Here is a 13,065-nt window from a genome sequence, read left to right as displayed (position 1 = left end):
GTAAAGATGTATAAATAACTATGTTTAAGATACTTATCCATAATATATAATTACCTATAAAGTAAAAAAAGAGCTCATGAAAAACTACACCCGTGGTGGTGTACCCCTTCATGAACTCAAAACGTTCACTCTAAACAAATTAAGTATTAATTTTTACATTTTCATTATATAAGTACTTACCAATAATGTCAATAAATAATTATTCACTTGACAATTCACTAAACATTGCACCACAGAATATTCCAAACTTTTTATCTATATTACCAATTTCTTGTCCATCAACTAACAATATTCCAGCTACTACACATATGAATCCAAGTATTTTCTTATATGTAAGTTTTTCTTTAAATATAATAGGCGATAAAATCATTACAATTACAGGTTCACAATAATATTCAATAGAAGCTAAACTCACTCCTATCTCTTGATATGCTTCATAGAGAAACATCCAACTAGCTCCCATAGCTATACCCGAAATAATAAGAAATACAAAAGATTTCTTATGTTTATAAAAAGTAAATTTATTCTTCATCGACAAGAACAAAATTAATAATAATATACTACCTATAAAAGTTCGTAACATAACAATCTCATAACTTGATAGTGCTATAGAACTTGCTACTATCCCATTCAATCCAAATAGTATCAAAGCACTAATATATTTTAAATAATTCTTCTTCATAACAAATTTCCCCTTAACATATAATTCAATTTTAGTTTATCATTAGTATAATAATTACAAAAGTGAATTTTTATCATATATTTCATTACAAATTCAGATACTTATTTATATAACTAATGATATAATAGTATATAATTTAAACATCAATTAAGGAGGCTTATCTTATGAAATATTTTAAATTAGGTCAATCTAATATTAATGTATCTGAAATAGGAATTGGTTGTATGAGAATGGCTGATACTTCTAAAACTAATATAGATGCTCTTGTAAAAACGGCTATTGAAGAAGGCATCAACTTCTTTGATCATGCCGACATATATGGAAATGGTAAATCCGAAGAAATATTTTCAGAAATTCTTATTAAGAATCCATCTATTCGTGATAAAATAATCATTCAAACTAAATGTTCCATAGTGCCTGGAGTTATGTATGACTTTTCAAAAGAACATATATTAAATTCAGTAAACGGAAGCCTAAAAAGATTAAAAACAGATTATATTGATACCTTATTACTTCATAGACCTGATACTCTTATGGAGCCAGAAGAGGTTGCAGAAGCTTTCTCAATATTACACAAAGAAGGTAAAGTAAGAGAATTCGGTGTAAGTAATCACACTCCTATGCAAATAGAATTACTTAATAAATATTTAAATAACAAAATAATAATAAATCAATTACAATTTGGTATAATGCATACTGGAATGATAGATTCCGGATTAAATATGAACATAAATAATACCTCTTCTATCAACAGAGATGGTAGTGTCTTAGAATATTGCCGTTTAAAAGATATAAAAATACAAGCTTGGTCACCATATCAATATGGATTCTTTGAAGGTGTGTTTTTAGATAATGATAAATTTAAAGAATTAAACAATAAAATAAATGAAATATCAGAAAAATATAATGTAACTAATACAACTATTGCTACTGCATGGATATTAAGACATCCTGCAAAAATTCAAACTATAGTAGGAACTATGAATCCTAATCGTCTAAAAGAAATTGCAAAAGCATCTAATATTACATTAACTAGACAAGAGTGGTATGAAATTTATCAAGCAGCAGGTAACCAATTACCATAAATAAATTTACTCCAAACCTGCTATACACCCTGCCAATTAGATAGATGAAATATCTATAATTAAATATAGATGATGGGGTTATTGCATTAGCTATTAAAAATTGTTAATGCAATAACCTTTTCGTATATAAAATTATGAAAAGTACTTTACTTAAAAACAGATGAATTTTATTCATTTAAACATATTATTTTCTTTAAATCCAATAAGTTACTAGCTATATAATCAGCTCCCGCATTTTCTAATTCTTCTTTATCTCCGTAACCATACAATACACCTATAGAACTAATATTGTTTTTCTTAGCACCTATGATATCATATTCTCTATCTCCAACCATAACAACCTCTTCTAATGGTAAATTATTTTCTTCTATAACATATTTTATAACTTCTTCTTTTTTATTTCTGCTCAAGTCTAAATTACTTCCTCCAATAAAAGTAAAATATTTATCTATATGGAAGTGTTCTAATATCTTTTCAGCATACACTTGTGGCTTGGATGTTGCAAGCATAACTTGAACACCTATATTATTTAATTCTTTAAGAAAATCCTCCATTCCATCATATAATATATTTTCATATATGCCTTTAGATCCATAATATTCTCTATATTTATCTACTGCCTCTTTGCTTTTGTCTTCTGAGAAATTATAGTATTCTTGAAATGAATAATTAAGCGGTGGTCCTATAAACTTACATAACGTCTCTAAACTATCCACTTCTATTCCATAATAATCTAATGCATATTTTATTCCTTTAGTTATTCCTTCTTTTGGATCTGTAATAGTTCCATCTAAATCTAATAAAACATAATTATATCTATTCATATTATCTCCTAATTCTAATTAAATATATTTTTTTCTTAATTGTACAATATATAATAAGTAAGCAAAAATACCTTTTATTACGCTAGATATAGCTATACTCATCCATACACCATTTACTCCAAAAAATCTTGTAAGTACTAATGCTAAAGGGATCCTCAAAGTTGTAAATACAATACTTATGGTAGCTGATATATTAGGTTTACCTATTCCTGTAAAAAGACCATTAGATATCATTTCTATTGCACTAAAAGCTTGTGAAAAAGCTACTGCATGTAAATATCCAGCTGCCATAATTATGGTTTCTTCATCTTTTATGAATATACTTATTAATTCTCTATCGAAAATCCAAAATATAACTGCCGTAAACAGTGCATAAGCAATTCCTATACTTAATGAGCACCTATATCCTTCTCTTATACGCTTGTATTCCTTCGCTCCAAAATTCTGTCCTGTAAAACTTGCAACTGCACCATTAAGTCCACCTATTACCATATAGGCAACAGCCTCTATTTGAGCTCCTACTTTTTGTGCTGCAATAGCATCTGAACCAAATATAGCTATTATCCTAGCTAACAATATATTAATTATAGTAAATAATACTCTCTGAATAGCCATAGGTAATCCTAACTTAATAACATCTACTATCTTATTAACATCTAATTTAATTTTTTTATTATATTTAAGTGTTCCTGTTGAAAAACTCTTAAATAAGATGAACATTGTTACATTAGATATTAAAGTACTAATTGCTGCACCTACTACTCCATACCTTAATATGTATATAAATATAGGATCTAAAATTATATTTAAAGATACACCTATTAAATTAATCTTAAAAGCAAGCTTATTATTTCCAAAGCTTCCCAGTATCCTAGTATATAACATGTTAAAGAAAGAGAAAAACAATATAGGTGCATTTATTATTAAATATAGATAAGCATCTTTTTCAACTGTTGCATTATTAACATGTAAAAAGTCAATAAAATATCTTCCACATAATATAAGAATTAATCCAAATATCACTCCTATAATAGTGTTAATTACAATTCCTACATTAATGTATTCACTTACTTCCTTATCATTTTTTTCACCAATGGCATGTGCTACCTTTATCCCACAACCTATAACTACTAATGAGTTGAGTGCATTACCTATATTAACATATAAACTAGATGTTCCAATGCTAGCTACTGCATTACTTCCCATCTTACCAACCCACATCATATCTATTATATTATAAGTAAACTGTAATAGAGAACTACCCATTATAGGTAATGCTAATAACATTATAACTGATGCCACTTTACCTTTTGTTAAATCTACCTTTTGCATATTTTCTCCGTTTATTATATCTATAAATATTTTTTCACTATTTTTATAATATCTTCTAAGTTATTATCTCCACAACATTAATTTTTATTCATTACCATGACAGATTTCAAAACTTATTTTTTAATTCTAACTTGGCAATACAATTATTTTACTAATCTAAAACTACTGATTTATCCTTACCTTTTTTATTCTTAGGATAGTCTCTTATTCTAACAATAAAGTCCATATTTAAAACTTCTGTACTACCATTATTGTCAATTAATACTCCTCCATCTGTCACTTCATTTATTACTCCTGTTACTTGTGTATCAAAAGTATATATTAAACATTTCTTTCCTATAAATTTTTTTGCAAGTTCTATCATTATAACTCTCTCCTTCTTATTTCTTTTTCTCATAATATGCTGCTTCATAATTAGCTTTTTTTCTTTTTTAGTTCTCATATAAAGAGCTAAAAAAATAATTAAGCTAAAGATTATCCAACAATTACTCACTCTTACACCACCTTAAAATAAAGCTTTATGCCTTTAATTATATTTATTTTCCATTAAATTTACAATAGTCTATAAAAAATCATCAATGCGACTTTATGAAGCCATCGATTTTGTTAGCGCCTTATGACAGGTTACAAATCTTACTTTTGGGTTCTATCATAGCACTATTTTTTTTACTCTTTAGGTAGTTTGCTTTAACATTACTTAAATACTATGTCTAAGATACTTATCTATAACTACACCAAAACTATAATTTCCTAAAGAATAAAAATATAAGGTCTTTTCCATAATCCTGTTAAAATTATTTATTAAGTAGTATCACTTATTATAACTTCAACATTTTCATAGAAAAGACCTTATAATATTTCAAGAGCAAAAAGTAAAATTCTGCAATTTTTTTCTAAGGACTATAAAATATCTATAGATCATTATTTTGTTTATTATTGTACATATACTTATCAGCTATAGCAATAATTTTTTCAAGGTCCTTTCCCTCTCCTAGTGCATATCCTACAGCTGCCGAAACAGGATACTCATTTTTAGATTGTATTTGTTTTAGAAATTCATTCCATCTACTTATTATTCGTTCAACATCATCATATGTTGCATCTGGTATAATTGCAATAAATTCATCTCCACCATATCTTAATGAAATTCCTTTTTCCTCAACTGCATCTTGAATAGAACAAGCTATTCTGGTAATTAATTGATCTCCTGCTTGATGACCATATGTATCATTTACATATTTTAAATGATTAACATCCCAATAAATAATACCAATTTTCTGATTAGTATATGTTTCATCTTCGATAATTTCTATTAATTTATTTTTATTATAAAGCCCTGTCATAAAGTCAATAATTGCTTGTCTTTGAGATTTCCTTATAACTGTATTTACTATTCTTGATACATATGCAAAAAGAATAGCTATAAGGCAACGTGGTAGTACATAAAACATTGCCAATGTAATTATTGGTTTCTTATTTATTTCTGTTATTGCAAATATGCCATTATTATTTAACTTTCTAAGAGAAGTAGTAGTTAAAAGAACCATATTTGCATCACATATACCGAAAAAATATCCTCCATATGTACTAATAATTATTGATAAAATCATAATTACAAAAGTATATCGAGAAAATTTCTTAGAAGAATACATTCCTGCTACAATAACTGGTATTGTAAGAATCAATACCATATGGTATGTCAGCGAAACATTAGCAGCTGTAATAATCAGTGTTAAAGCTGTAATACCAATATATTTTGTTATAGAATGTTCAAATTTAAAATGTATTAAAAAACCTATATATGAAAGTGTGAATACTATTACCACTAAATATCCACAACGAAAAATATTCTTATCTACTATGAAAATTCCTAATTCATTCAAAGCCATATCTATTGTATAGAAAAATACACAATAACAAATATACCTAAAAACGTAAATATTCTGGGTACATTCTTTCGGCTCGTCCATTACATTACCAAATAATAATCTGTGTATTGATTTCATTTTCTCTATCAACATCATTTATCCTTCCTAAAATTTATATACTTAATTATATCATAAATTCAACAATTTCTGCCTTTATGAACATAAGTTTAATATTTTAAAAAAGAAAAAATTAAGTTAGCATTAAAAATGTTGTACTATTTTAACCTTTATTAGTTTGCAACATTTAGCTAACTTAATTTTTTTATGCTTCTACAGGCACTGGTTTTGCATGCTTATCTATTTTTTTTTCCTTCTTCTCTTCTGGAAGAAGTAAGTTAAGTATAACAGCTGTTGTTGCTCCTACTGCAGTTGCAGATGATACAAAGTATGTTACAACCTTTGGTAACATATTTATTATATCTGAAGGCATTATAATTGTTCCAACTGTTACTAGTACTGATATTCCTACAACTAATGAAGTCTTCTCTGACAATGCTTCTTTTTGTATTATCTTAATTCCATTACTTATAAGTATTATACATACTATTGCAAACACACCATTTACAACTGGAGTTGGAATACATGCAATAACACTCATAAATTTAGGTACCATTCCTAAAATCATTAATATTATACCGCTAGTAATTATTACTTTTCTGCTGCCGACTCTTGTTATAGCTATAATTCCTACATTAGAAGAATAACCTGTTAATGGAGTACCTCCAAATAATGAGCCTACAAGGCATCCAGCTCCTTCTCCCATTGCTGCTCTATTTAATCTCTCATCAGTAAGCTTCTCTCCAGTTACAGATGATACAGTAACCCATGTTCCCATTGTATCTAATAATACAGCCATATATACTACTATCATAAGTATGCATGATCCTAAATCAAACTTAGGAGTTCCAAAATGAAATAACTTAGGTAATTGTATCCAACTTGCTTCCTTTACAGGTGAAAAATCAACTTGACCAAATAATGCAGCAACAATTGTACCAGCTACTAATGCAAGTATTACTGAAACTAAACGCACTTTGCCACCAATTTTTTTAGATTTATAACTTATTACCATACAAGCAATTAATACTACTGCAGCTGTTAATCCTGATAAAACATTAGCAGTTAGATTTCCATCTGTACTTGCTACACCATTTATTGCTGTAGGTGCAATTGAAATACCAACTATTAATACTACAAGCCCACCTATATATGTTGGAACTATTTTCTTAACTACCTTTGCAAAAACTTTAAAATATCCTAATAATATTACCACTATTGCACCAGGAATAAGACTGCCTATCATTGTTCCTACACCAAATTGCATTGCTATAGCAGCTAAAGCCCCAAGAGGAACATATGATGGACCTTGAACTACAGGTAACTTTATTCCAAATGCAGTTTGAATTATAGTTGCAATACCACATGCAAAGAAACTCATCTGAATAAAGAACGCTGTATCTGTTGTTCCCATACCTATCATTCCTGCCAAAATTATTGGCATTATATATAAATCCATAGATAGTATGTGTTGTAATCCTAAAAATATAGATTTTCCTGTACTTACTTTATCATTAACTCCAATTAATAATCCGTCTTTTGTGTTTTCCATTACAATCTCCTCCTATTATTATATTTTTGATTTATCATATCTTTTTCTTTAAATCTTTTATTTCTTCTTTGATATCATATATAAGTTTTTCTTCATCTACACCATTTCTAAATATACCTTTATGGTATACAATTTTTCCATTTACTATTGTTGTATCTATGTTTTCTTCTCCAGAAGAATATACTATTGTAGCAAATGGATCATGCATAGGTGTTGACTTAAGATGATCTGGATTAAATATTATAATATCAGCTTTCTTATCTACTTCTAATGTTCCTATAGTCTTTTCTTTTCCTACTGCCTTTGCTCCACCTCTTGTTGCCATATTAACCACTTCATCTGCACTTATAATAGCTGCATCTCTATGGAAACCTTTTTGAATAACTGCTGCAAGCTTAAGACTTTCTAACATATCTGTACTATTATTACTTGCTGCTCCATCTGTACCCATTGAAACTGTTACATCTTTTGACAATGCTTCTGGTATAGGTGCAACTCCTGATCCAAGATACATATTAGCTGCTGGATTATGACTTATCTTAACGTTATATTTTGCAAATTTCTCTATATCGTTATGTGTAAGATTAACACAATGTACTCCTAAGAAATCTTCTGTTAAAAATCCTATTTCTTCTAATAATTCAACTATGTTTTTCCCATAATATCTATTACACATTTCATTATCTACTTCTGTCTCTAGTATATGCATTGAATATTTTACTTTTTCAGACTTACAGTATTCTAACATTCCTTCATATCCTTCTTTTGTTGTTGACCAAGTAACATCTGGTCCTGTCCAGATACTTAACATATCATCTTCAGCTTCATCTTCTTTTTTATATTTCTTTCTTAAATCATCTACTTCCTTAATTACCTTTGATATAGGTTCTATAAAGCACTTTGGCATTCCATATTCTTCTCCTGTGTCTTGGAATGTTCTTATGAATACACTTCTTATTCCTGTTGATTTCATTCCATCTATTACTCCATAAGCAAGATTAGGGTCTTGATTAGTATAGAAAAATTCAGCAAGTGTTGTACATCCACTCTTAATAGCTTCCATTGATGCTAATTGTGCTGCTAAATATTGTTGTCTTGGATTCATTATTTCACCATAAGGAAGTGCTGATAAATTAAGCCATTCTATTAATCTATGATCAGCTCCTAAGCCTTTTAAAAATGATTGAAATATATGAATGTGTGTATTTACAAACCCAGGCATTACCACTTTTCCTTTTGCATCTATAACTTCATCTGCTTCATATTCATCTAAATTGAAATTTTTATCTTCTATAAAAGTTATCTTTCCATTTTTTATTCCAATACAACCATCTTCATAAACCTTTTTATCATCATCCATTGTGCATATTAATGCATTTTTAATTAATATATCTATCTTCATAATTACTTCCTCCTACAAACGAAAAAAGTTACACAAGTCTATCACAAGACTTATGTAACTCCATTGTTACTTTTCTTTAATAATAAAACCTCTTTGTTTAATTATTATAAAAAAGGTTACATTATCTTAGATATTATTTATTCTAAAATAATGTAACCTCATTGTTACTATCAATTAAATTGCTTTTATAAAAACAAAAAACTCCACAATTAGTTCTGTTTTGGTATACCAGGAAAACAGAAAAAACTATGAAGTACTAATTCAAAATATTTAATTTATGGCTTTATTCTATCCCCTTATAGTAACATTGTAAAATTGATTTAATATTTATTTATACCCAAAAAAATCTAAATATCTAATCAATGCTATTTATTTCTATGTTTTACTTCCATTTTCTTTATCGCACAATAAATTTGCCTATTTTTCTTATATTATCCAATTTTGTTCCCATACATTTGCTTTTGGTGTAATATGCATATATTATAGAAAAAAAATCTTAAACGACTTTTTTTGACATGTCAAACAGGATTAATTGTATATTTTCACGAGGGGGATTAAAATGGAAAAAACACAAACAAAAACAAAAAGCTTAACAAAAATGGCTGTATTAGCTGCCATGGTTTATCTTGGAACTTATTTTATAAAGATACCATCACCAAATGGATACACTCACTTAGGAGATTGTTTAATATTTATTTCAGTATTAATTTTAGGATATAAAAAGGGAGCTCTTGCAGGTGCTATAGGTGCTTCATTATCAGATTTATTAGGCGGATATATGCAATGGGTAATACCTACATTTTTCATCAAAGGAATAATGGCTATAATTATGGGATTAGTTGCAGAAAAATTATTCAAGAACTTTAAATATAGTTGGATTGTAGGAGCTGCTTTAGGTGGTCTATTCCAAATAATTGCGTACACTCTAGTTAAAATTCCTTTATTTGGATATGCTTATGCAATTTCAAGAATTCCAGGAATAACTATTCAAACTATAATGGGTGTAATATTTGCAGTAATACTTGCTGGTGTATTATCAAAAACTCATGTATTAGAAAAATTAAAGGAGATGTAATTTACAATGAAAAAAATTGATGCACATGCTCATATAGGCGACTTTGGTGGTTGGTGTAAAGTCTCAATAAATGCAGATGAATTAATTAAACAAATGGATGACTATGAAATAGAAAAAACTATTTTATGTGGTAGAGATCCTGGAGATAATCCTGATGTATGTGCTGCATATAAAAAATATCCTGATAGAATTCTACCAATAGTGTATGCTAGTCCATTTGAAGGTGAACAAGGAATAAAAAACATATATCATTATGTTCAAGATGAAAATTTTGTAGGAATAAAGTTAAATCCTCTAAAACAAGCTTATGTAGCTGATGCTGATTTTGTAGATCCTATAATGCAAGCTGCTGACGATTTAAATATTCCTGTATTTATACATTGTGGTCATCCACCTTATTCATTACCATGGAGTATAGCTCTTTTAGCTGAAAGATTTCCAAATGTTAAGGTTGTTATGATTCACATGGGCCATGGTCATGGTGTATATATTGATGCTAGTTTAAAAATGGCTAGACGTCATCCTAATTTATACTTAGAAATGTCTGGTATGCCAATGAATTCAAAAATAAAAGAAGCGTATGATACAGTAGGTGCTGATAGAATTATGTTTGGAACTGACGCACCATTCCATCATCCAACAGTTGAAATGCAAAAGGTTTTAACTAGCGGATTGAATGAAAAACAAATGGAAGATGTATTCTATAACAATGCTGCAAAGCTTATGAATTTATAAAAATTATTGAATTTATTTATTTTTCCATTTGATTAATATCAATTATTATTAATTCAATTATTCATAATATTACTCTAATTAAAAAATCCAATGTTATTTTATAATATTAATATAACATTGGGTTTTTTAGATTATTTTTATATAATCATCTTTCTTAAATACTTTTTCTTCTTACACAGATTTAACACTATTTAACTTATTTATGATAGTTAGTTTTATCAATAAAATATACAATTAGATATAGTATAAAAAGTACTTAAGGAGATGATTGTATATGCCATCAACATATGCACACTATAGACTAGGCACAGAAGTATTAAAAAAACTAAATCCTACTACTCAATCTATTATAAATAAAAATTATGAATTATTTTCAATTGGACTTCATGGTCCAGATATTCTATTCTATTATAAAGCTCTAAAATCTAATCCAATTAATCAAGTTGGCTTTAATATACACAAACATTCTGGTAAAGAATTTTTTGATGAAGCAACTAGAATTATAATTAATAATAATTATGATGAAAGACATATTGCATATATATATGGTTTTATATGCCACTTTGCATTAGATGTTACATGTCATGGATATATCGATGAAAAGATATCTCAAAGTGGAATAAGTCATACTGAAATAGAAGCTGAATTCGATAGAGCCTTACTTATAAAAAATGGCTTTAATCCAATAAAACATAAATTAACAACTCACATTAACCCTTCACTTGATAATTCTAAGATTATCTCTGATTTCTTTTCTAATATAACAGATAAAGATATTCAAAAATCACTAAAAAGCATGATTTTTTATAATAAACTACTAATAGCACCTTCGCATTTAAAAAGGAATATTATATATTCACTTCTTCGTTTAACTGGTAACTATGAAGAAATGCATGGATTAATTATTAATTATGAAAAGAACTTTGATTGTTTAGATAGTACTAAAAAATTATTTCAACTATATGAAAAAGCTATTGTTCTTGCTATAGACTTAATTAACGAATATGATAATCACTTATATAAGAATAGCTACCTTAATGATATTTACAAATATAATTTTGGATCTGAACTAGTGGAAAAGGAGGAAGTAATTAATGAAGCTAAATAAACTGGAAAGAAATTGGATATTATATGACGTTGGTAATTCTGCCTTTACCTTATTGGTATCAACAATTCTCCCTATATATTTTAACTACCTAGCTCAAAAAGCAGGCTTATCTTCTGTTTCTTACATGGCATATTGGGGATATGCAGCCTCAATAGGTACTCTCATTGTTGCATTAATTGGTCCTATTCTAGGAGCTCTAGCTGATACAAAGAATCATAAGAAGCCTATATTCACAATATCAATTATAATAGGTGCTATATCTTGTATATGCTTAGGTTTTGCTAAACAATGGCTTATTTTTTTAATTATATTTATACTAGCTAAAATAGCATATTCTTCTAGTCTTATATTCTATGATTCAATGTTGCCAGATGTAACTGAAAAACATAGAATGGACATAGTGTCTTCATCAGGATATGCTTGGGGGTATATAGGTAGTTGTATACCTTTCGTAATATCTCTAATACTTGTATTAAAATCCAACAAACTAGGAATAACAATGGAAACTGCTATGGCATTATCATTTATAATAATATCTACTTGGTGGGTAATAATGAGTTGTCCTCTAATCAAGAATTATAAGCAAATTCATTATATAGAAAAAGAACCCAAAGTTCTTATCTCAGGGTTTAAGCGAATAAGTTCAACTTTAATGAATATAAAACATGAAAAAAAGATATTTTTATTCTTGCTATCATTTTTCTTCTATATAGATGGAGTATATACTATTATATCTATGGCTACAGCTTATGGTTCTGCATTAGGCTTAAATAGTACTGGGTTACTTCTCGCATTATTAGTCACACAAATAGTAGCTTTTCCATGCTCTATTATATTTGGAAGATTATCTAATATATTTAAATCTGAAAATCTAATTATGTTATGTATAACTGCATATCTTGGAATATCATTATTTGCAATGATTCTATCAACACAACTTCAATTCTGGATTCTAGCTATACTTGTTGGTATGTTTCAAGGTGGAATTCAAGCATTATCACGTTCATATTATACTAAAATTATTCCTGCCAATAAATCTGGTGAATATTTTGGACTTATGGATGTCTGTGGTAAAGGAGCTTCTTTTTTAGGAACTACTATCGTAAGTGTAGTTTCTCAACTTACAGGTAATGTTAATAAAGGTGTTGGAATCTTATCCATTATGTTTATACTTGGAATGATACTATTAAAATTATCTGCTTCTGCAAATAATTCAGAAAACACTATTCCTGCAGATCTATCAACATAAAAAAATTACCAAGGCGCCATAGTCGCCTTGGTAATT

12 protein-coding genes are annotated in these 13,065 nt (G+C 28.0%); 5 read left to right on the top strand and 7 right to left on the bottom strand.

All coding sequences use genetic code 11. The features are described from left to right. Positions 1 to 199: 199 nt before the first annotated feature. Positions 200 to 682 carry an EamA family transporter gene (locus KQI77_RS01900; RefSeq protein WP_216387727.1) on the bottom strand — a complete coding sequence of 161 codons (483 nt, stop codon included), beginning with the start codon at positions 680 to 682 and terminating at the stop codon, positions 200 to 202. Between the two features lie 164 nt (positions 683 to 846). Here KQI77_RS01900 and KQI77_RS01895 point away from each other — a divergent pair, with 164 nt between their 5' ends. After that, positions 847 to 1,767 (top strand): aldo/keto reductase family oxidoreductase, encoded by a 921-nt coding sequence (locus KQI77_RS01895; protein WP_216387724.1) that lies wholly within the window; start codon positions 847 to 849, stop codon positions 1,765 to 1,767. 167 nt (positions 1,768 to 1,934) lie between these two features. Here KQI77_RS01895 and KQI77_RS01890 read toward each other — a convergent pair whose 3' ends face one another. The 6 genes from KQI77_RS01890 to KQI77_RS01865 form a co-directional block, all read right to left on the bottom strand. After that, entirely contained in the window at positions 1,935 to 2,591 is a 657-nt protein-coding gene (locus tag KQI77_RS01890) for an HAD family hydrolase (protein WP_216387721.1), read from the bottom strand. Between the two features lie 18 nt (positions 2,592 to 2,609). After that, the gene (locus KQI77_RS01885) at positions 2,610 to 3,923 is read right to left on the bottom strand and encodes an MATE family efflux transporter (protein WP_216387718.1); all 1,314 of its coding nucleotides are present in this window, start codon (positions 3,921 to 3,923) and stop codon (positions 2,610 to 2,612) included. A 151-nt stretch (positions 3,924 to 4,074) separates the two neighbouring features. Next, the gene (locus KQI77_RS01880) at positions 4,075 to 4,320 is read right to left on the bottom strand and encodes a hypothetical protein (RefSeq protein ID WP_216387716.1); all 246 of its coding nucleotides are present in this window, start codon (positions 4,318 to 4,320) and stop codon (positions 4,075 to 4,077) included. A 514-nt stretch (positions 4,321 to 4,834) separates the two neighbouring features. Then, positions 4,835 to 5,947 carry a diguanylate cyclase gene (locus KQI77_RS12910; protein WP_253289303.1) on the bottom strand — a complete coding sequence of 371 codons (1,113 nt, stop codon included), beginning with the start codon at positions 5,945 to 5,947 and terminating at the stop codon, positions 4,835 to 4,837. A 166-nt stretch (positions 5,948 to 6,113) separates the two neighbouring features. Continuing rightward, positions 6,114 to 7,460, bottom strand: a complete 1,347-nt coding sequence (locus KQI77_RS01870; RefSeq protein ID WP_216387712.1) for a solute carrier family 23 protein — start codon at positions 7,458 to 7,460, stop codon at positions 6,114 to 6,116. 34 nt (positions 7,461 to 7,494) lie between these two features. Then, positions 7,495 to 8,862, bottom strand: coding sequence for an amidohydrolase family protein (locus KQI77_RS01865; RefSeq protein WP_253289302.1), 1,368 nt, complete (start codon positions 8,860 to 8,862; stop codon positions 7,495 to 7,497). A gap of 559 nt (positions 8,863 to 9,421) precedes the next feature. Here KQI77_RS01865 and KQI77_RS01860 point away from each other — a divergent pair. The 4 genes from KQI77_RS01860 (at position 9,422) to KQI77_RS01845 (ending at position 13,029) form a co-directional block, all read left to right on the top strand. Then, complete coding sequence (locus KQI77_RS01860; protein WP_216387709.1) at positions 9,422 to 9,937, top strand: ECF transporter S component; 516 nt, start codon at positions 9,422 to 9,424, stop codon at positions 9,935 to 9,937. Between the two features lie 6 nt (positions 9,938 to 9,943). Next, positions 9,944 to 10,672, top strand: a complete 729-nt coding sequence (locus KQI77_RS01855; protein ID WP_216387707.1) for an amidohydrolase family protein — start codon at positions 9,944 to 9,946, stop codon at positions 10,670 to 10,672. 274 nt (positions 10,673 to 10,946) lie between these two features. Further along, complete coding sequence (locus KQI77_RS01850) at positions 10,947 to 11,780, top strand: zinc dependent phospholipase C family protein (protein ID WP_216387704.1); 834 nt, start codon at positions 10,947 to 10,949, stop codon at positions 11,778 to 11,780. After that, positions 11,767 to 13,029 carry an MFS transporter gene (locus KQI77_RS01845; RefSeq protein WP_216387702.1) on the top strand — a complete coding sequence of 421 codons (1,263 nt, stop codon included), beginning with the start codon at positions 11,767 to 11,769 and terminating at the stop codon, positions 13,027 to 13,029. The genes KQI77_RS01850 and KQI77_RS01845 overlap by 14 nt, the downstream gene beginning before the upstream one ends. Positions 13,030 to 13,065 lie beyond the last annotated feature (36 nt).

Source organism: Clostridium sp. MSJ-8, assembly GCF_018918325.1.
Taxonomy (GTDB): Bacteria; Bacillota; Clostridia; order Clostridiales; family Clostridiaceae; genus Clostridium.
Note: the sequence above shows the minus strand (reverse complement) of the source record. Positions and strands in the feature narration are given on the sequence as shown.